General features: G+C 44.1%; 20 protein-coding genes. 11 read left to right on the top strand and 9 right to left on the bottom strand.

All coding sequences use genetic code 11. The annotated features are described in order from the left end of the window. The first annotated feature begins 5 nt into the window (after positions 1-5). Positions 6-3,020 (top strand): type VI secretion system tip protein TssI/VgrG, encoded by a 3,015-nt coding sequence (gene tssI / locus F0231_RS03295; protein WP_171758284.1) that lies wholly within the window; start codon positions 6-8, stop codon positions 3,018-3,020. Then, complete coding sequence (locus F0231_RS03290; RefSeq protein WP_171758283.1) at positions 3,017-3,427, top strand: hypothetical protein; 411 nt, start codon at positions 3,017-3,019, stop codon at positions 3,425-3,427. Before tssI ends, F0231_RS03290 begins: the two co-directional genes overlap by 4 nt. A gap of 32 nt (positions 3,428-3,459) precedes the next feature. Here F0231_RS03290 and F0231_RS03285 read toward each other — a convergent pair whose 3' ends face one another. The 5 genes from F0231_RS03285 to F0231_RS03265 form a co-directional block, all read right to left on the bottom strand. Further along, complete coding sequence (locus F0231_RS03285) at positions 3,460-4,206, bottom strand: phosphatase (protein WP_171758282.1); 747 nt, start codon at positions 4,204-4,206, stop codon at positions 3,460-3,462. Positions 4,207-4,349: 143 nt separating this feature from the next. Then, positions 4,350-6,122: an ABC transporter ATP-binding protein gene (locus F0231_RS03280; RefSeq protein ID WP_171758281.1), complete on the bottom strand. Its 1,773-nt coding sequence runs from the start codon at positions 6,120-6,122 to the stop codon at positions 4,350-4,352. Continuing rightward, positions 6,116-7,879 carry an ABC transporter ATP-binding protein gene (locus F0231_RS03275; protein ID WP_171758280.1) on the bottom strand — a complete coding sequence of 588 codons (1,764 nt, stop codon included), beginning with the start codon at positions 7,877-7,879 and terminating at the stop codon, positions 6,116-6,118. The genes F0231_RS03280 and F0231_RS03275 overlap by 7 nt, the downstream gene beginning before the upstream one ends. A gap of 52 nt (positions 7,880-7,931) precedes the next feature. Then, a complete protein-coding gene (locus tag F0231_RS03270) occupies positions 7,932-8,360 on the bottom strand; it encodes a MarR family winged helix-turn-helix transcriptional regulator (protein ID WP_171758279.1) in 429 nt (142 codons plus the stop codon). A 236-nt stretch (positions 8,361-8,596) separates the two neighbouring features. Then, complete coding sequence (locus F0231_RS03265) at positions 8,597-9,490, bottom strand: LysR family transcriptional regulator (RefSeq protein WP_171758278.1); 894 nt, start codon at positions 9,488-9,490, stop codon at positions 8,597-8,599. A 196-nt stretch (positions 9,491-9,686) separates the two neighbouring features. Between F0231_RS03265 and F0231_RS03260 the strand changes: the two genes are divergently transcribed. From F0231_RS03260 to F0231_RS03250, 3 genes are all read left to right on the top strand, one after another. Continuing rightward, on the top strand, positions 9,687-10,049 hold the full coding sequence (locus F0231_RS03260) for a DUF413 domain-containing protein (RefSeq protein ID WP_171758277.1): 363 nt from the start codon (positions 9,687-9,689) through the stop codon (positions 10,047-10,049). A 252-nt stretch (positions 10,050-10,301) separates the two neighbouring features. Beyond that, entirely contained in the window at positions 10,302-11,477 is a 1,176-nt protein-coding gene (locus tag F0231_RS03255; protein WP_171758276.1) for a lytic polysaccharide monooxygenase, read from the top strand. A gap of 162 nt (positions 11,478-11,639) precedes the next feature. Then, positions 11,640-12,059 (top strand): VOC family protein, encoded by a 420-nt coding sequence (locus F0231_RS03250; RefSeq protein ID WP_171758275.1) that lies wholly within the window; start codon positions 11,640-11,642, stop codon positions 12,057-12,059. Between the two features lie 37 nt (positions 12,060-12,096). Here F0231_RS03250 and F0231_RS03245 read toward each other — a convergent pair whose 3' ends face one another. The 4 genes from F0231_RS03245 to F0231_RS03230 form a co-directional block, all read right to left on the bottom strand. Then, complete coding sequence (locus F0231_RS03245; protein ID WP_171758274.1) at positions 12,097-12,348, bottom strand: DUF3081 domain-containing protein; 252 nt, start codon at positions 12,346-12,348, stop codon at positions 12,097-12,099. Between the two features lie 101 nt (positions 12,349-12,449). Next, entirely contained in the window at positions 12,450-13,697 is a 1,248-nt protein-coding gene (locus tag F0231_RS03240) for an NAD(P)/FAD-dependent oxidoreductase (protein ID WP_171758273.1), read from the bottom strand. A 47-nt stretch (positions 13,698-13,744) separates the two neighbouring features. Further along, positions 13,745-14,806: a methyltransferase gene (locus F0231_RS03235; RefSeq protein WP_171758272.1), complete on the bottom strand. Its 1,062-nt coding sequence runs from the start codon at positions 14,804-14,806 to the stop codon at positions 13,745-13,747. Between the two features lie 30 nt (positions 14,807-14,836). Beyond that, positions 14,837-15,229, bottom strand: coding sequence for a hypothetical protein (locus F0231_RS03230; protein ID WP_171758271.1), 393 nt, complete (start codon positions 15,227-15,229; stop codon positions 14,837-14,839). 72 nt (positions 15,230-15,301) lie between these two features. Here F0231_RS03230 and F0231_RS03225 point away from each other — a divergent pair, with 72 nt between their 5' ends. The 6 genes from F0231_RS03225 to F0231_RS03200 are packed head-to-tail and all read left to right on the top strand — an operon-like array spanning position 15,302 to position 19,280. Further along, positions 15,302-16,030: a beta-ketoacyl synthase chain length factor gene (locus F0231_RS03225; RefSeq protein WP_171758270.1), complete on the top strand. Its 729-nt coding sequence runs from the start codon at positions 15,302-15,304 to the stop codon at positions 16,028-16,030. Further along, the gene (locus F0231_RS03220; RefSeq protein ID WP_171758269.1) at positions 16,027-16,791 is read left to right on the top strand and encodes a 1-acyl-sn-glycerol-3-phosphate acyltransferase; all 765 of its coding nucleotides are present in this window, start codon (positions 16,027-16,029) and stop codon (positions 16,789-16,791) included. Before F0231_RS03225 ends, F0231_RS03220 begins: the two co-directional genes overlap by 4 nt. Before the next feature lie 16 nt (positions 16,792-16,807). Next, positions 16,808-17,068: a phosphopantetheine-binding protein gene (locus F0231_RS03215; RefSeq protein ID WP_171758268.1), complete on the top strand. Its 261-nt coding sequence runs from the start codon at positions 16,808-16,810 to the stop codon at positions 17,066-17,068. Between the two features lie 15 nt (positions 17,069-17,083). Next, the gene (locus F0231_RS03210) at positions 17,084-17,341 is read left to right on the top strand and encodes an acyl carrier protein (RefSeq protein ID WP_171758267.1); all 258 of its coding nucleotides are present in this window, start codon (positions 17,084-17,086) and stop codon (positions 17,339-17,341) included. Continuing rightward, the gene (locus tag F0231_RS03205) at positions 17,341-17,907 is read left to right on the top strand and encodes a hypothetical protein (RefSeq protein ID WP_171758266.1); all 567 of its coding nucleotides are present in this window, start codon (positions 17,341-17,343) and stop codon (positions 17,905-17,907) included. Before F0231_RS03210 ends, F0231_RS03205 begins: the two co-directional genes overlap by 1 nt. After that, complete coding sequence (locus F0231_RS03200; RefSeq protein WP_171758265.1) at positions 17,907-19,280, top strand: AMP-binding protein; 1,374 nt, start codon at positions 17,907-17,909, stop codon at positions 19,278-19,280. Before F0231_RS03205 ends, F0231_RS03200 begins: the two co-directional genes overlap by 1 nt. Positions 19,281-19,284 lie beyond the last annotated feature (4 nt).

Genomic DNA, 19,284 nt, shown 5'->3' with positions numbered 1-19,284 from the left:
CGTTAATGCCAACTCTACACTTCACCCTTACCGTAGATGGACTCAATCCAGATACCTTTGTCGTCAGAGAGTTCGATGGTACCAGTTCAATCTCACAGCAATCTTCTAGTGACCGTGTCCAATGCAATGGGTATCGCTATGATGTGCAACTCGCAAGCCGAGACCCTTTTATCAACCCCGATGATATTCTCGAAAAAAATGTTCAATTGACTCTCTATCGGAACGGAGAAATTAGCCAACGCATCGAAGGTATCGTTCGCAGCTTTTCTACGGGAGATACTGGCCATCACTATACCTTTTATGGATTAACGTTAACGCCAGCGTTAGAGCGCCTGTCTCTGCGACAAAATTGTCGTCTCTTTCAGCAAAAAACAGTCCCTGAAATTATCTCTATTTTGCTAAAAGAGATGAATATTAATGACTTTGCTTTCTCAACCAAAACCGACTTTTCTCAAAGGGAGTTTTGCGTTCAGTATCGAGAGACCGACTTAGACTTTTTACATCGCCTTGCGGCTGAAGAGGGGCTGATTTACAGCTTTATTTTTAGCCAAGGAAAGTACACATTACTGTTTTGTGATTCGAGTGCTCAGCTTCCCTCCTTACCTGATCCCATTTTGTACAACGCGTTAAGCGGCGGTAACGCTGAAGTCCCTTTTATCTCGCATTTTGAGGTTGCTAAATCCAATACTTCAACCAGCGCAGTGCTAAAAGATTACAGCTTTAAAAAGCCAAGCTACTCATTTAAACAGGAAGCACTCAGTAAGCATGGCGGCACAGATGAAAGTCTATATGAACATTTCGATGCGCCAGGTCGCTTCAAATCAAGTGAGGTTGGTAAGCACTTTTCTCACGTTAGAGCAGAATTCCTAGCAAGAGAAGCTTACATCGCAACCGGGAAAAGCGACGTTCCAACTCTACAAGCTGGATTTAAATTTTTCGTGCAAGACCACTTCGATAAAACAGTCGCTCAAGAATGGCTGGTCGTTTCTGTGCATCACACAGGCAGCCAACCTCAAGCACTGGAAGAGGAAGGCGGCTCTGGCGCGACAACGTACAGCAATCGCTTTTCCGTCATCCCCAGTCAACATAACTGGCAAGCAGAACCAACAACGAAACCCATAGTTGATGGACCGATGATCGCTACGGTTGTTGGCCCCGAAAATGAAGAAATATACTGTGATGAATTTGGTCGAGTTAAAGTACAGTTCCCTTGGGATAGGTACTCTAACGGCGATGAATACAGTTCATGTTGGATTCGTGTATCTCAATCATGGGCAGGCAGTCAATATGGAACCATCGCCCTGCCTAGGGTCGGACACGAAGTCATTGTCGAATTTCTTAATGGCGATCCTGATCAGCCGATTATCACAGGTAGAACTTACCACGCGACCAATACGCCCCCCTACCCGCTTCCTGAACACAAAACGAAAACCGTTTTACGCAGCGAGACTCACCAAGGCGAAGGGTACAACGAACTAAGCTTTGACGACCAAGGCGGCAATGAGCAAGTGTTTATTCACGCTCAAAAAGACTGGGACAAAGAAATTGGTCATGACTCCACAACGCACATTAAGAACGATGAACACATAGTAGTTGAAAATAACAATTTCAGTCATGTTAAGCGCCATTACCACGAAACTATAGAAGGCGATAAGCGCAACTATACCGCTAAAGATCAGACCTTGATCGTTGAGGGTTCACTCCATCTAAAAACGGGAACTGTGTGGGTAAACGAATCTGGCTCTGAGATTCACATAAAAGCGGGTAACAAAGTCGTGATTGAGGCTGGCTCTGAAATAACCCTAAAGGCTGCAGGCAGTTTTCTTAAAGTAGACCCTGCTGGAGTGCATTTAGTCGGCGCAGGTGTGAACCTAAACTCAGGCGGCAGTGCTGGAAGCGGCAGTGGGTTTGCAGGACAGGCTGCTGAGTTGCCAAAGTGCTTATCCAATGACACTTACGTTGAAGAGATCGATAAGCACGACGTTGTGGCAAGCCAACATACCACTGCATCTAACGTTAAAACTTCCTTTAATGCGCAAAATGAAGTGTTGTTCCCATATCAAAGTAGCTCTATCAGTTCAGTTTTAGAGGTATCGAATGCCATTCTTACCATCGACGAAAATGATCAATCAAAGGGTGAAGCTTTAAGATTAAAATCCCTCTTGCTTAAACAATCACTCACTCTCGATAAACTCGCAAACCGTGAATCTCATTCCTACAAGAAAGGTTCAAATGGGCAAGAGGTTGAATATATTCAACAAGCTCTGTTAGAACTAGGGTTGGATCTAGGCAAGTATGGGGCAGATGGTGATTATGGCTCAACGACCAAACGACAGATCAAACTGTTTCAAGAAAGCTATCAGCCAACCAACACCACACATTTAGCCTATAGCGTTGGCGCCGCAGACGGCATTGTTGGCCAAGGGACTATTTTGGGACTAGATGAAGCACTTGTGGAGGGGTGGAGATACCATCAACTCACTGTTAACTGGGCCGATAGTGAGTTTGGTTTATTTTTGGGTAATGTAGAATCAAACAATGATTACTCCGCTTACAACAAAACAAAAGGTGGATTGCGTTCATTTTATAATACAGACCTCACAAGTATGACTATTGTTCAAGTCCAAGAATTACAAAGAACAAGAGAAGCGTTTGCAGTTGGACGGTTTCAGCTAATCCCGAGTACGCTGGATGCTGCAATTAAACAACTAAATATAGATAAGAAGAAATTGTTCAATAAAACAGTACAAGATACGATTTTTAACGATTATCTAATTAGAGTTAAGCGACCACATATTATTAGTTACCTTGAAAGCGATGGATCATTAGAAGATGCTATCTATGCTTGGGCCAAAGAATTCGCTTCAGCTGGAGTGGAAAAGGGGCAAAAGATAAGTAAAAACAGAATAGCACAAGGTGGGGAATCATATTACTCTGGAGATGGTTTAAACAAGGCTCATATATCTCCTAAAGAAATGAAACAAGTACTTTTGAAATCTAAAATAAAGGCATCAAAATGAGAAAAGCATTGTTGCTTACATTGTTACTTAGCTTAAACGGATGCATGTCTGGAAATGTCTCTGCTTCAATAACGGATATTACCGAAAATGAAGAATTCTCTGATGATTTTAAGCAGGCCTTTATAAGAGTGTATGAGAAAGGGCCTAATTTTAATGCTGACGACTTCGTAATAACTTACCCTTGCGGAGGTGGCGCAATGTGCGGCAGTATTTTCGACTCTTCAAGTCAGCGCTTTATTTCACTTCCCGACGATTTTATTGGAGCCTCAGATAGACAAGAGTTTGATGCCAAATATAACGTTACATCAAATCGACTTTGCATTTGGGGGGAAAGTGCTTACACGTTGAATGTGTACAAAAACGTTTGCTACGAATACGACGGAAACGCCCTGCAGCCTATAAACTAAAAAAGCCTCGCACAGTGCGAGGCTATTAGCAATCAATACAGCTCTTCAAATTCTTCAATTCGCTCTTTGCCACGCAGTAGCAAGAAGTTGAGAAAACGTGAAGTAGAGGTCGAGATGATTTTTTCTTCATCGACTTCGTACTTTTCGAGCAAAGCTTTGGCTAAATCCAATCGTGCTATTTCTTCACAGAAGTGAGCATCTGAACCGGTGGTAAAGTAGACTCCGACCTCTTTGCCTATTCTGACAATCTCAGAACAACGAACGTCACTTCCCTTACGGCTTTTACCTGTCAGTGAGGTGTTATTCACCTCAATCGCCACATTGTGCTCCTTGGCACACTCTAATACGGCTTGAATATCGAATGGAAAGTTCGGATTGCCCAAGTGACCAAGTACATCGACTTTACCGTTTTGAATCACGTTAATGAGCGCTTGAGTGTGCACCTCTTCCGTTGACGGCGGAAACACAGGTTCATGGAAGCTCGCTATCGTCCAATCGAGGTGTTGATATGTTGAAGGAGCCAAATCTAAATCGCCTTCCACATTCAGGGTATTGGCCTCTACGCCTCGTAAAATTCCGACTCCATGTAAAAAACGGGGTAAAACTCTTTGATTGTTGAAAAACCAGTAGTGGGGGGCACCTGGCATTTCTGGAGCATGATCAGTCGTACAAAGAAGTTTTAACCCCTTATCTTTTGAGGCCTGAGCATTCTCAATAATAGTGCTGTAAGCGTGTCCGCTCGCAATTGTGTGTGTATGGCTATCGACGACAATATTCATCACGAGCTCCTACAAAGATTTAGTTAATTTCAAAGATTCACCAGTATTTTACGGTTAACTTATGGCGCTTCAAGAAGCTTAGCGAAGTAATCTAGCCCCAGCAATTCAGCTAGGGCTTTGATAAAACGAAGCTATTTCAGTTTTTATGCGGTCAGTTGCGACTCAACAATGGATTCATTAAGTAATCCAGCGTAAATGCCATTTTGAGCCACCAGCTCCTGATGGTTACCTTGCTCCACGATCTCCCCTCTTTCGAGTACAAGAATCGTATCTGAGTGACGCACGGTACTAAGCCTATGAGCAATAGCGATGACGGTTTTCTCTTTGAATAATCGCTGCATCGCTTTTTGAATAAGATCTTCAGTGATCGAGTCGACAGAGCTTGTCGCCTCATCCAGCATCATAACTTGTCCACCTTGCGCGACTGCTCGAGCAAACGAAATCAGCTGTGTTTGACCCACCGATAGGTTCGAACCGTTTTTATCCAGTTCGAAATCATAGCTATTCGGAAGCTGCTCGATAAAACGATCAGCGTACACATAGCGAGCGGCTTGTTCAATTTGCTCACGGTCGATATCGGCTTTGCCAAGTGCAATGTTGAAACCAATACTTTGTTCAAAAAGATGAACGTCTTGCATCATCATTGAGAATAAGTGCGTCGAGTCTTCAACAGAAATATCTGAAAGCTCTATGCCATTCAGCAAGATGCTGCCTTCATAGTCTTGATAAGTCTTAGAAATCAAACGCAAAATCGTCGATTTGCCAGATCCTGTCGATCCAACAAGGGCAATCTGGTGACCTTTCTCCAAAACAAACGAGACATCTCTTAACACGTAAGGCATGTCCGATTTATAACGGAAGCTCACACTCTTGAACTCTAAGCTTTCGAAAGTTTCTAACTGCTTTTTGACCTTCTCAGTCGGTAGCAATTGTCGACCTTCTTCTTCCGTAGGCTCGACAAACAACTCTTCAATGTGGTCAAAAGCGGCGAATGAACTTTGAATCGAAGCAATCTGAGAAGTAAAGTCTCGAATTGGCACAAAGACCTTCTCTAACGTATTGATGAACGCAATCAGTACACCGAGTGTCAGTGCGCCTTCCAACACTTGCTCTGACCCGTACCAGATCATCAGAGCGATCGTGATGGAAGTAATACCCGAAATAAACGAAAACAAAATCGCGTCGTACTTGTTAATCTTCTTCTGAGCATGAAGAAACTCATCAGTGTAACCTTTGAACTTGGCTTCCACTTGCGCTTCAGCGCGGTAAAACTGGACGGTTTTCGACCCAATCAATGCCTCCTGAAGGTAACCAATTCCGCGAGCTAACGCAGAGCGTGTCGTGAGATGAAGCTCACGAAGGCGGTTACGTACATAGGCCGTCAGAACCATCACTGGTGGCATTACAACAAGAACAATCAGAGTCAATCTCCAATCAATCCACATCATCATCATGATCAATGCGATGGTATTGAGTGTGTCTTTAACTAAACCAACTACTGACTGAACAAACGACTCACCGATGGTTTCTAGATCGCTGGTCAAGCGTGACAAGGTCACCCCTGTTGGCGTGTTGTCGAAATAGCTGCGTGGCAATTTCAGTACGCGCTCAAACAGTACTGAACGCATATCAGTGATCGTATATTGCCCCGTCTTTCTTAGGTTGTAAGCGTACGTCGTGTCTACAATATAGCTTGCGATCAACACCAGAACTAAATACGTGGCATACTCCAATAGCCCATTCATATCACCTTTAGTCAAATGGACATCAATGATTTGGATAATAAGCCAAGGGAACAATAAACTCGTTGCCACCGTCAGCGGTAACATCGCAATGCCGATCAGAGCCGTTCGCTTATACTTCTTGGCAAACTGGAAGAAGTGTTTGAGGTATTTAACATCTACACCTTTTAACATGCTGCTGCCTCCGTTTCATTCTGCTGTAACTGCCAAGTCTCCAGATAATAAGGACAAGTTCTAAGCAGAGTCGAATGGTCACCCTTAGCGATGATTTTGCCTTCATTGAGTACGATGATTTCATCCATGTATTCGAGCGCGTTGACTCGGTGAGAGACCACCAGCACAGACTGATTTTCTAAGCGTTCAAATAGGCCTTCTAGAATCTTACGTTCCGTTTCGTAATCAACGGCGGAGAGTACATTATCCATGATGATCAAGTCCGCGGGCTCCAATAGTGCCCGAGCAATACTCAGACGCTGTTTTTGTCCGCCAGACAACATTATGCCTTTCTCGCCTACCAAGGTTTGATCGCCATTTTCAAAGCGGGTCACATCCCCTGCAAATTGACTCAGTTCCAACACTTCATCAACCTGCTCTTTGGCGATATTGGCATCCTGACTACCGAATCGGATGTTGTCTTCCACAGTCGCAGAGAACAAATAAGGGTCTTGCGTCACGGTCTTGATATAACGGCGCAGGTCACTGCGAGAAAACATCGATACGTCTTTATCACCTAAGTAAACAGCGCCTTCAGGCAAATCCAAATGGTGGTTTAAGCAATTGACCAATGTCGTTTTACCCGAACCAATACTGCCGAGCACGCCGACTTTTTTGCCCGCAGGAATATCGAAGCTAATATCATCCAGTATCAGGCGCTCGCCCTCTTTATAAGCAAAGCTTAGGTTGCGCACCGACAATGTCGCCCCTCTTAGCTCTGCCACTTTCGACTGCTCTAACTCAGTTTCATCGGTCTCTGGCACTTTAGCGTTTAAAATTGTCTGCGCACTTGTGATGCCGACCATACCTCGCTGAAAGATGGTCGCTATTCGGCCTAACTGCATTAGCGGCATCGCAAGCAGCACTGAGTAGGTCAAAAACGCAGTAATCTCGCCCAGTGACAGCTCTTGATTCATCAACATGTAGCCGCCAAGACCCAAAATTAAGATCTTCATTAAGTTGTTGGCATAATCCAGAACAGGCATGAAGAAGACTTGAATACGGGTAATCTTCATTCGACATTGAAGCAACAGTTGATTAAGTTTTTCCGTTTCCGCCCTCACCCACGGCGACATCTGCTGGCTTTTGATTAGATCAATGCCAGACAAGTAACTCATCATTTGCGCAGAGAGGTTTTGTAGGCGGCGCATGTGCTCCATGTGAAGAGTTTTCATGCGAACAAACCCAACGCGGAAAATAACAAACGCAATCAAGATTGGAATCACAGAGTAAAGCGTCAGTTCTGGGGAAATTCGCCACATCCAGATAGGTGTCAAAGACAAGGCGAGTAATGCATTAAAGAACTGCAAGAACCCGACACCGAACATCAAACGAACCCCTTGCAGATCATTATTCATGATGGAGATTAGACGTCCTGATGCAAACTGCGCATGAAAGCTATTCGGCAAGCGATTGAGCTTATTCAATAAGGTGTTTTTTAACGCAGCTTCTGTAATACGACCTGGGTTGAGTGCGTATATTCGAGAGAGTACACGCACACCGATCATCGCCACTGACAATACAACAACCAATGCCACGTAAGTTTTTAGCTGCTCATGCCCTGATACTGAGGCGTCATCAATCAGATCAATGGCTAACTGAATATACCTAGGGATCTCGACTTGTAGCCAGTTCACAAGAAAAATGAACACGATCGCAAGCAGATAAGAGGTGCGATTTAAACGCAAATAGTGCGCGATAAATTGCTTTTTGGTCATAAGACTCTTCTTTTCATTAATTACAACGATTTCGTCGGTCAAACCAATCGTTTTATTTACAGCACAAGTTGCCAGACATCGCTTTGGTTATGCGCTCAAATGTCTGCAAGTCTTGTTCAGAAATGCCATCTGTCAGCTTGTCCGCAACCGCTCGGTCGATCGTCTTAATATGTTCAATCACGCCCTGCCCTTTTTCAGTAATCAACAAACATTGGCTGCGTTTATCATCAGGGTTTGGCGTTTTCTGAACGTAATCCAGCTCAATCAAAGTATTGATAAGACGCGTCACTTGACCTTTATCTCGGTCAAGACAAGTGGCGATATCCATCGCGGTACACACTTCTCTTTTGTTGATGATTTTAATCACCCGAACATGCATTGGTGCGATATCTAAATTGAGCTGCTCTAGCTGCCGATGCACATTACGTTTACACATGTGCATGAGCTTAAACATGCTCTCTAAGGTTTTGAGTTCTGACATCTTCATTTCCTAATCTGGCCACCGACGGCCAGATTAACTAAAAAATATAGTTGCTAATATCAACTAGTGTAACATGAAATATGAAGAGTGATCGCAAGCAGTACGATTTATTTTGGTTTACAAGCGCCCGAAGTAGACGGTGGCAAGGTGATAGATAGACGCGAGACAGTAGATGGGGAATAAAATTAAGCCTCAAGTGACTGAGGCTTAAATGGAACTACAAAGCTAGAACGGCGTTACTCATCAACCGGTAAATCAGCCATTTGTTGAAGACTGTAAGCTGTCACTGGATCGATGGTTTTCACGAGTTCTTCAACTTGCTTGATCGCTTCTACCGATGTGCTCGCTTTACGATAGCTCAGGTAAATAGGGCGATACCAATCCTCAACTCCCGTGACTTTATGCAGCTGCCCACTCGCAAGGAATGGCTCTACCAATGATGCTGGCAAATACGCACTTCCGCCTTTCTCGAGAATGAAATCTAACGCGATACGAGCCGTTGATGTGCGAAGATAAGGGGCTGGAATTTTTGGATGTCGTTCAGCATGTTCAGACGCAAATTTGGTTCCCCAATCGACATACACATACTTCTCTTGAAACACGGTTTCCAAGCTTTCTTGCTGCGTTGAGACCAGAATAAGTACCACGTCCGCCACTTTCTTACAGTTGAGCTCGTCTGCTTTAATCTGATCAAAAGCGAAAGCCATATCTAGGGTACGTTCATGCAAATTACGTGTTAGCGCCTCACGCCCCATGATCTCAGCCATAAAGCCGTAACCTTCGAATTCATCGGTCACCAAACTTAAACAGTTTTGTAAGTACGCATCCCACACGTTCGGCGTACCACCTAACGTCAGTTGAAGCGCCTTACCACTTTCAAGAGACAGTTCTAACTTAGCTTGCTGAAGTGTACTGACCATTACCTCTGCATAGCCAATCAAGCGTTCACCTGAAGAGGTCAATTTTATGTTGTTGCGATCACGGATAAACAGTTGAGTATCAAAGTAACTTTCAAGCTGTTTGATACGCGCACTGACAGCCGCCTGAGTAATATATAGATTTTCTGCGGCCTTTCCGAAATGTCTCACCTGAGCCAATTCCAAAAAGGTTCTAAAGACTTTTACGTCCATTGGATTTCCTCTACCGACGATCTTGTAAGATTAGCAAGTGCGGCGAAATTTTATAATCTTCAAGTCACTAAAGTGTTATCTAAATTTAATAAAACTATTCAATAGTGAAGATAAAAAGGTTTTGTTTTTCTTTTATGAATTTTCCGCCTACTTTTCGCTCTAGATTCCCATGTAGGTTTTTATAGAGGCTACCAAAATGTCTGACACTCAATTTCGTCATGGCAAAAAACGTTTTTACGACAACACTAAGTTTCCACGTGGCTTCGCCAAGTCTGGCGATTTTACTTTGGCTGAGGAAGAAATCCTAACGCTTTATGGCGACACAATGCTGGGCTTGGAGTCTGGTGATTTGCTGCCTGAAAACGCGGAAGAGAAACACTTCATCAAGGTGATTGCTCATCCGGGTAAAGCGAAGTCAAAGCTAGAACGAGTTTGGCTTAAGTATGTTCAGCTTGCTCGTGGTCGTAAGCGATTCCATACATTGAATGGTCGCACAAAACCTGACGCTAGCAGCATCGAAGACTACTCAGAAGATGCCAGCCTAGTCGGAGAAGACTAACACCTAAGCCCCTGATAATCTTGACTCAGTTGTCGGGGGCTTTCTTTATCGATTGAAGCAACATTTGAAGTCACTCGTAAGACTCTGCTGCCTAGGAAGCAGTACGACAAAATAGTTTGGGGGCGTCTTTTACTCTAACAATCCCCACCGCAAATGCTTTTATTTATTCGCATTCATCCGGCTAATTTTATTGTGCAAATAATTGAATGACCATTATTTGAACGATTTATCAGCCAAATTTAAGGATGAATAATGAAAGTAAAAGTGATCTCCCCTCTGATTGCAGCAACGACTCTTGCCGCCATCAGTTCATTTAATGTTTCTGCTCATGGTTGGGTAGAGTATCCAAACGCTCGTCAGAATATCTGTTATGAAGATGGCGGCTTTTGGACCAATGAAATCCCAAACCTTGCCTGTCAAGCAGCTTACGATATGTCAGGGGCATACCCATTTGTTCAACGTAGCGAGACCGCTGCGAACGTTCCAAATTATCGCGATATGGCGCATGTACAAGCGATTGTACCAGACGGCCAACTCTGCTCGGCTGGCGATGGCGCTAAAAAAGGCTTAAGTATTGCTTCGCCGCATTGGCAAAGAACCAATGTCGCGTTAGATGAGAACAATCAAATCGATTTTGTCTTCTTCGGCAAAGCACCTCACAACCCTTCTTACTGGGAGTTCTATCTAACCAAACCGAATCATGATTTTTCAAAGCCTTTAACTTGGGCGGATTTAGATCTGATCGACACGGCTGGTGACATCGCGGTTGATGCAGAGAAACGTTACCGAATGAAAGTCACCTTCCCAGCTGACCGCTCGGGAGATGCTATCCTCTACACTCGCTGGCAACGTATTGATGTGGCGGGTGAGGGTTTCTACAACTGTAGTGATATCACTTTAACGTCAACCGGTACAACGCCACCGACAGACCCAGGCGAACCAACTGATCCTGTTAATAATCTCACTTCACTTGGCTACTATGTTCCACAAGGTTTTGGCCCTGTCGAAGCTGGAGACACCATCCGCTTCCGCACATTTGATGCTAGCGGTACTGAAATTGTTGACTTAAGTCTGCCGATTTCAGCCACCAATACACAAACTTGGCCAGCGGAAATGGCCGATCAATTTAATGCTCAGCAAACTGGCGACTGGTACGTAGGTATTTGGCATCAAGAGATGAACCACTACATGTTTGATACCAACAACATTTACGCCAACCAAGTCTTTGCTCTAGATAACTCCTTTAGCTATGCCCTATCTCTAATTAAAGGGGATACCCCACCAATTGACCCCGTTAATTTATGGGATCAAGCTGCAGTCTATAACACTGGCGATGTTGTCACCCACAATGGTAGAGAGTGGACAGCGCAATGGTGGACAAAGGGCGAAGAACCAGGGACTACCGGTGACTGGGGCGTTTGGCGTTAATCCAGGGCCAATAGACCTTCCCTTTCAACCTAATTGAAACCAAAGCCGACAATCTATTTGTTGGCTTTTTTAAAATAGACTAAAAAAACTCTTTACCTCAACTTAACTTGAGGTATTAGCATGATTCGTGTTGGCAAGGATAAGAGAAAAAAGGAGATACTTATGATCCAGCTTGAACATGTAAATCTCGTCGTAAAAGATATTCCAGAGATGCTGAAGTTTTACCAAGCCGCTTTCCCACACTGGTATGTGCGTGCTGAAGGTCAGGGTGAATGGAGTGGAAAACCAAGAAACTGGCTGCATTTTGGTGATGACTACCAATATTTGGCATTGAGCGATCATGGCGAGGGTGAAAACCGTGAGCTCTCAGGTCACCAAGTTGGCCTAGCCCATTTCGCTTATGTAACTAATAGCGTTGATGCCGTCATAGAAAGGCTAACTCAAGCCGGTTTCGACATTGCGATTTCAGGGGCTGACGAGCCGTATAGAAAAAATGTCTATTTTATTGACCCAGCAGGCTTTGAAGTTGAGTTTGTTGAATATCTCAGTGATGAGCCAAAACTGCGAAACTTAACTGTCTAACCCATACAAAGAAGCCCGCGTAGAGTACGGGCTTTAGTCATTTGGCAAGTTGCGCGACTTTCTTTAAAAAACTGTCGCGTAGATGCTCTTGGTCATAATCAAGATGATACGTATTGTGAAAACCCACTTTTAGCTCAACGCCATTACCTCTGAGGTAAACGTTGTAGCCATCGTAATCAGAATAAGCTTCAACACCTTCGTATATTTTCCCATGTTCGGTGGGTGAACCGTTAGTCATCACCATTTCATAGGCTTGAAGAACTTTGGTTGGGTCTAATTCGTTTTTCATACACTGCCGTCCTTAGCTCATTACAAGCAATAACCCATATTGAGAGAGTATGGTTGGCAAGGCACGTTTTAGCCAATTGTTCCCTTGAGTCAAATCAAGCTTTATGCGCTTTTATCGTCTCGAACCAGTTCAGCGAGCGTCGCCAGTCGTTGCTGACTGTTTTTAACATATGGGTTATCTTGATCCCAAGCATAACCAGCCAAAATAGAGCTGATCATCTGCTTGATTCTAGGGTTTGGCGTTTGATAGAAAATCACATCTTGAAGCATGCCGTTGTACCAACCTTCAACGTAGGTCCTGAACGTGTTCACACCGACCATTAGAGGCTGGGCATACTCTTGCTGCCAATCGACCTCTTCACCATTTAACTGTTTTACGACGCATTCAGCCGCATATTGCGCAGACTTCATTGCAATCGTAACGCCAGATGAAAACACAGGATCTAAGAACTCCCCTGCGTTACCAAGCAGCGCATAATGTGGTGTCGCGAGATGCTTAACGTTCGCCGAATAGCCCCCTAGTTCTCCGACCGGATTCGGGTACTCTGAATTAGAGAGTAAAGTCGCTAAGCCTGGTTCTTCATTAGCAATTTGTTTTAAAGCAGCTAACTTATCATCTGGGTAGTTTTCGAAGAACGATGGTTCGCCAACAACACCAAATGAGCACACACCATTTGAAAATGGGATCAGCCAGTACCAAACGTCATTATTCTCTGGGTGGACAGAGATGAGTATTTTGTCGCGGTCGTACTCAATGGCTTGCGGGTCAATGTTATCCACTATATGGGTGAAGATCGCTTTACGTGGAGGCAAACATGACGGCTCCTCAAGATTGAGCATACGTGGTAGAACTCGGCCAAAGCCACTCGCATCTAGCACATAATCGGCTTCAATCTGGTAGTTCTCGCCATGTGCACTCTTAACCGTTAAAAGTGAACGCTCGCCAACAAACTCCAGTTCAATTAGCTCATGCTGATAACGAATTGGTACGCCTTGTTCCGCCGCACTGTCTGCAAGCACTTTATCAAAATTGCCACGCTGAACTTGGAATGTCGTTCCTGGGCCTTCAGTAAACTTATCGGTAAAATTAAACTGGGTGTAAACCCCGTTGCGACGAAATGCAGCACCATCTTTAAATTGGAAACCATAATTATTAACCGCTTCCAACATACCCGCTTGCTCAACCACTTCCATACAGGCAGGAAGTAAACTTTCTCCAATCGAGAAACGAGGAAAAAGCGATTTTTCAATCACAACAACATCAATGTTCTGCGCATGTAGCAAGGCAGAAACAGTAGAACCAGACGGGCCTGCGCCAACAACGACAACTTGGGTATTTTCTTTTTTCATGATTACTTCAACTGCTTTGGCCTCAGGTATCCCCTAGCCACTGATCATTATTTTAATTTTAGTAGTGTGTGTCCAAGACCAATATTATCGGTTCGCTCTTCTACGACAAGCCCTGCAGCTTCGATAATTTCGAGGAAATCATCACTACGATAAAAACGGCTGTTGCCATTAGCTAGGCAAGTAAAATAGAGCGAAGTTGCATTCAAACTATAAGACGCCGCTTCGTATTTTTGAGCATCCCAGAATAACTCTAAAATGTAGATGGAATCACCCTCGCGAAGCTGATTCTTCACTCGCTTCAAAATGCTTAGGATTTCCATAGGAGAGAAACAATCTAAAAACTGACTCATCCACCAAATATTGGCCGAGTCAGGAAGCGCTTGCTGTTTATCCAACATGTTGGCCGGAAAAGGATGCACACGTTCAGAGTGTCCATGCTCTGCAGCGTTCTTCATTGCCATTTCAAGCTGCTGAGGAAGGTCAACGATCGTCACTTCGACATCAGGGTTATGATTACAGCACTGCATCGCCCACTTACCCGTGTTACCACCAATATCGACAATCGTCTTAGGGCTAGACTTAAACACTTCTTCTAATAAAACTGGAAACGAACGATCGGAATAGAAGTGATCGAAATTAAACCAGCTCTGTTTCGCCTGTTCAGGCAGTTGAGACAACCCTTGATAAATCGTCTCCCACTCACCAAGCTCTTTAAGGCCAGCAGGCTTACCCTCTAAAATCGCTTCGGTTAAGTGCATCATCGCGGCGTAACAAACGTCCGCGGTAAAATCCATGTTCGCTTTGGTCATCCCATCATAAAGCAGGAAAAACCCAAGGTTTGCGAGCGAATAGTTAGGCTTGTCCCACAACACGATATCGGCGCTGATTGCCATATCGAGCAAGACTTTAACACCATACTCTGAAACACCAGTTTCTTGTGCGATTTGCTCTGCGGTAAGGCCTTGACTGCCCGCTTTATCTAACGCAGCTAACACACCAATATCACGTAATGTTCTGGCTGTATGGAATACGATTGGAGCAAAAGAGAGCTTTTGAGCTTCTGTTTTTGCTTCCAATGCATTGAAGGGATCTCTGTTTTTATCTCGCACGAAAAACCTAACTATTCATCATTTATGGAGTTACTTAGATGCCGCTACTAACGACAACTGACGCTTAATATCTACATTCAGGTTGTTAACCCAACGATTGTAGTTTCGATGGATTTTGCCACCTTCCGCTTTCAAATTATCTGAGTTGAGATAATAAATTGAGTAAAATTTCTCGTTATATGGAATTTTTACTTCCGCATAATGCGAGCGAACATGAATTTTTGCATTCAACTCAGAGTCATTAACCTCTTCAACAACCCAACCACGATTCGTCGCTGCTTGCATAATCGCCATCTTCACCTGTTTGCTTTGAAGATTATAACCAACTGGAGTATCCTCAACATTCATTACAGGCTGGACACGACCACAACCAACGAGTAATAAAGCAAGCAATAGTGAGCTAAGTAACTTAAGTGGTGACATTTCGAATAATTCCTTATTTGGTTTATAAGTCAGTAATAGTATTTCGCTGTCAAAATAACAATGCAATCTCTTATGCCAAACTCTAATCTAAACATTTCATTTAATATTGATGCCTGGCTTGCGCATTCTAACGGATTTTCACTGTCTCAGGATTGGGAAAATTGGGCAAACGACTTGCATTGGCCGGAAGAAAGCAAACTCATCACCTCTGCTATTCCTGCAATGATGCGCCGCCGAATGAGTAATTTGTCTAAGCTTGCCGTTCAAACCGCAATTGAACTGTTAAATGAACATGAGGTGGATTACTTAGTGTTTGCTAGCCGTCACGGTGAACTTCATCGCAGCATGGGGCTGATTAAAGACATTCTACAAGGCGAAGAAGCGTCTCCGATGGCCTTTTCTCAGTCGGTACATAACACCGCTGCCGGCCTTGCGACAATCGCGACGAAAAAAGCCTTACCTTTAACTTCCATCGCAGCCGCAGAAAACACGTTCCACAGTGCTTTGTTAGACGCTTGGATCTACTTGGCTGATAACCCTGAACACAAAGTGCTTGTGATTGATTTTGACGAACCTCTTCCTGAACCTTACCAGCAATTTGAAACGCAGAACTATCGCGGCTATGGATTAGGTTTGGTTTTATCTAGCGGTGACAATTATGCTGTGTCTCAAGAGCAGAATAACGATGGCTATCAAGCAGAACTCCCGCAAGGGCTAGATTTCATTCGTCATTTCTTATCCAATAATAACGACTGGACTTTGCAATCTGAGCGTCAGTTATGGAAATGGACGCGCAAATGAAAACGTTCGATCAATATTGGCGTATTTTCGCGACTGGATTCTGTTTTACTACCTTTGGTTTAGGCGGCTTATTTTTAAGCTTTGTCATCATTCCTTTAATCCGTTTATTCACCAAAGGGAAAACCGCGACCGAATATCGAGTTCAAGGTGCCATTCAGCATTCATTTAATACTTTTTGTCAGTTAATGAAGTTTACGGGCGCCATTGATTACAAAATTGTCGGTGCAGAGATCTTAAAACAAGACCGAAATTGCCTGATTGTCGCCAACCACCCGAGTTTGATTGATTACGTGCTCATCGCCTCACAATTAGAACGATGCGACTGTTTGGTGAAATCAGCAATTTGGGCGAACCCTTTCATGAAGCATATTGTCAAAGCCGCGGGGTATATCCCAAACGAAACGCCTGACGACTTGCTGTCGATATGCGAGCAACGCTTTGACCAAGGTAATGTTCTTCTGGTTTTTCCTGAAGGGACGCGCACAACGCCCGGTATTGAGTCAAAGTTGCAGCGTGGCTCTGCACAAATTGCCGTCAGAACAGAGCGTGATATGCGCGTCGTGCACATTACCGTTTCTCCGAGCTTTCTCACAAAAGAGAAAAAGTGGTATCAAGTACCCCCAACAAAGCCTTTTTTCCTTGTCGAAGTTAAGGATAAAGTTGAGGTTGCGCCCTTTATAGAGCAAACTACGTCTCCAACATTGGCTGCGCGCCGATTACAAAAGCATTTAGCTGAGACACTCTTTCCAGAAAACCAATAGTCAGAAGTAGGTAAAAGTGGAAAAACTACATAACGAAATTAAGCAACTGATCATTGATGCTCTTAATCTAGAAGATCTAACCATTGATGATATTGAAACAGAAGCGCCACTGTTTGGTGATGGCTTAGGTTTAGATTCTATCGATGCATTAGAACTGGGTTTAGCCATTAAGAAAAAGTACAACATTGTGATTGATGCAGATGACTCAAATACTCGTGAGCACTTCGCATCTGTTAGCAATCTTGCGAACTATATTTCTGCACAAACTGGCGAATAATTGGTAGGTAATTTCATGTCTGATGTAAACAAAGAACAGGTATTCAAACAGGTAAAAAGCGCCCTTGAGGAGCTGTTTGAAATTGATGCCGCTGATATTGTTCCTGAAGCTCACCTATACCAAGATCTTGATCTCGATAGTATTGATGCCGTTGACCTCGTCGTTCATCTTCAAAACGTGACTGGCAAAAAAATTAAGCCAGCAGAATTCAGCACAGTTCGTACCGTCGACGACGTTGTTAATGCTGTAACAGAGCTTCTAAAGGAAGCCTAATGCGCCAATTGCTGACAGTTCTGTCTGCAGTTGTTCTGCTTGCCTATCCCTTTGCCATCTTTTTTGGCATTGAGCGATACGGACTCTCTTTGGTGGGAGTACTGCTTATTCTCGCCTTAGGGGTCCGACTGCTCTCCGTTCAGCGAACCCAATTAAAAGAACTCAAATATGTCGCTCAAGTCAGTGCGATAACGGGTATTACTCTTGTCAGTTTAGGCGTGTTGTTCAAGCAACATGGTTGGCTAACTTTCTACCCTGTTATCGTTAACGTATGCATGTTTGCCGTATTTGCCGCTAGCTTTAAACAGCCACAGACGATTATTGAACGTTTGGCCCGATTACAAGAACCTAATTTGCCACAAAGCGGTGTGCTCTACACCCGTAAAGTTACTGCAATTTGGTGCGTTTTCTTTGTGCTTAATGGCTCATTCGCGCTGTATACCTGTTTCCATTCGCTAGAGCTTTGGACGTTATACAACGGTCTCATCAGTTATCTACTCGCAGGCTGTTTATTCGCAGGGGAATGGATCGTTCGTCAGTTTGTTCGAAAGGAAGACTCTCAATAATGCACTCTCAACACGTTGAATTCTGCGCAGTTGAACAACTGCTCAACACAACACGTGACCCTCACTCTATTGTTGCGTTTGATAATCAACACCAGATCAACTGGCAATCATTCCTAAATGATGTGAACCACTACCAGTCGTTGCTTATAAGTCACAGCGCCAAAAGAGTTGCGCTTTGTTTTGCTAACAGCTACTTGTTCTCAGTCGGCTTATTTGCCGCCATTCACGCAGGCAAAGCTTTGGTTCTGCCGGGAAACTATCAACCTGAAGCGGTCAGGGAGTTAACGCCCCATTTTGACGTGTTGCTTCACGACGAGAATATCGAGATCGCCGAAGGCGTGGAATCCCTATCGGTTAAATCTCGCTCATTAGAGCAGTACATTCAGCCGCAGGTGAAAAACCTTAATGCAGACGAAGTAGAGCTCACTCTGTTTACATCAGGTTCAAGTGGTCAAGCCAAAGCTATTCAGAAAAGTCTGACACAACTCGATTCTGAAATTGCCATTTTAGAGTCACTGTGGGGAGAACAACTTCGTTGCAGTCGCATCGAGAGCACAGTGTCCCACCAGCATATCTATGGCCTATTGTTTCGAGTTTTGTGGCCGTTATGCGCTGGTCGCCCATTTGCTATACACAATTTGGAATACCCTGAGCAGCTTGTTCATCATGCGGATAAAGATACCGTTTTGATCAGCAGTCCAGCACTGCTCAAACGCTTAACCCAAGAACATCAAAGCACGCCATTACGCGGGCTATTTTCATCTGGGGGACCACTGCCAAACTCAGCAGCAACCCATAGCGAAGCGTTGTTTGATCATCTTCCGATTGAGGTGTTTGGCAGCACTGAAACTGGCGGTATTGCTTTCAGACAACAACGCACGCCTGATACGAGTTGGAGTCTCTTCCCAGGCGTACAAGCCGAATTGAACCAAGAAAATTGCTTGCGGTTACTTGCGCCACATATCAATGGCAGCGAGTGGTATCAGACTGCCGATGAATGCCACTTTCATGATACAGTTTCATTTGAACTGAAAGGGCGTACCGACCGCATCGTTAAGATTGAAGAAAAGCGAATTTCACTGGTGGAAGTCGAGAAACGTCTCGATCAGCTAGAGTGGATTGAAGAGAGTGCTGTCATTCCTTTGGTGGACGATCAACGCCTTTCACTAAGCGCGGTAATCGTACTATCACCACTCGGTTTGACTGAACTTGAACGTATTGGCAAAGGTAAGTTTTGGATTGCCCTAAGAAAACGACTGCGTGATTGGCTAGAGCCTATTGCTATCCCGCGAAAGTATCGACTTTTAGAAGAGATCCCGCTTAATAGCCAAGGCAAACGCCAAGTTGCTGAAATAGAAAAACTCTTCCAGTAATTCG

This window comes from Vibrio sp. RE86, assembly GCF_013114545.1.
GTDB lineage: Bacteria > Pseudomonadota > Gammaproteobacteria > Enterobacterales > Vibrionaceae > Vibrio.
This window is presented reverse-complemented; position numbering and strand designations above follow the sequence as displayed.

Excerpts from the sequence above, each read along its gene's own strand:
- tssI (WP_171758284.1), top strand. The coding sequence starts at position 6 with ATGCCAACTCTACACTTCACCCTTACCGTAGATGGACTCAATCCAGAT.
- F0231_RS03290 (WP_171758283.1), top strand. The coding sequence starts at position 3,017 with ATGAGAAAAGCATTGTTGCTTACATTGTTACTTAGCTTAAACGGATGC.
- F0231_RS03285 (WP_171758282.1), bottom strand. The coding sequence starts at position 4,206 with ATGAATATTGTCGTCGATAGCCATACACACACAATTGCGAGCGGACAC.
- F0231_RS03280 (WP_171758281.1), bottom strand. The coding sequence starts at position 6,122 with ATGTTAAAAGGTGTAGATGTTAAATACCTCAAACACTTCTTCCAGTTT.
- F0231_RS03275 (WP_171758280.1), bottom strand. The coding sequence starts at position 7,879 with ATGACCAAAAAGCAATTTATCGCGCACTATTTGCGTTTAAATCGCACC.
- F0231_RS03270 (WP_171758279.1), bottom strand. The coding sequence starts at position 8,360 with ATGTCAGAACTCAAAACCTTAGAGAGCATGTTTAAGCTCATGCACATG.
- F0231_RS03265 (WP_171758278.1), bottom strand. The coding sequence starts at position 9,490 with ATGGACGTAAAAGTCTTTAGAACCTTTTTGGAATTGGCTCAGGTGAGA.
- F0231_RS03260 (WP_171758277.1), top strand. The coding sequence starts at position 9,687 with ATGTCTGACACTCAATTTCGTCATGGCAAAAAACGTTTTTACGACAAC.
- F0231_RS03255 (WP_171758276.1), top strand. The coding sequence starts at position 10,302 with ATGAAAGTAAAAGTGATCTCCCCTCTGATTGCAGCAACGACTCTTGCC.
- F0231_RS03250 (WP_171758275.1), top strand. The coding sequence starts at position 11,640 with ATGATCCAGCTTGAACATGTAAATCTCGTCGTAAAAGATATTCCAGAG.
- F0231_RS03245 (WP_171758274.1), bottom strand. The coding sequence starts at position 12,348 with ATGAAAAACGAATTAGACCCAACCAAAGTTCTTCAAGCCTATGAAATG.
- F0231_RS03240 (WP_171758273.1), bottom strand. The coding sequence starts at position 13,697 with ATGAAAAAAGAAAATACCCAAGTTGTCGTTGTTGGCGCAGGCCCGTCT.
- F0231_RS03230 (WP_171758271.1), bottom strand. The coding sequence starts at position 15,229 with ATGTCACCACTTAAGTTACTTAGCTCACTATTGCTTGCTTTATTACTC.
- F0231_RS03225 (WP_171758270.1), top strand. The coding sequence starts at position 15,302 with ATGCCAAACTCTAATCTAAACATTTCATTTAATATTGATGCCTGGCTT.
- F0231_RS03220 (WP_171758269.1), top strand. The coding sequence starts at position 16,027 with ATGAAAACGTTCGATCAATATTGGCGTATTTTCGCGACTGGATTCTGT.
- F0231_RS03210 (WP_171758267.1), top strand. The coding sequence starts at position 17,084 with ATGTCTGATGTAAACAAAGAACAGGTATTCAAACAGGTAAAAAGCGCC.
- F0231_RS03205 (WP_171758266.1), top strand. The coding sequence starts at position 17,341 with ATGCGCCAATTGCTGACAGTTCTGTCTGCAGTTGTTCTGCTTGCCTAT.
- F0231_RS03200 (WP_171758265.1), top strand. The coding sequence starts at position 17,907 with ATGCACTCTCAACACGTTGAATTCTGCGCAGTTGAACAACTGCTCAAC.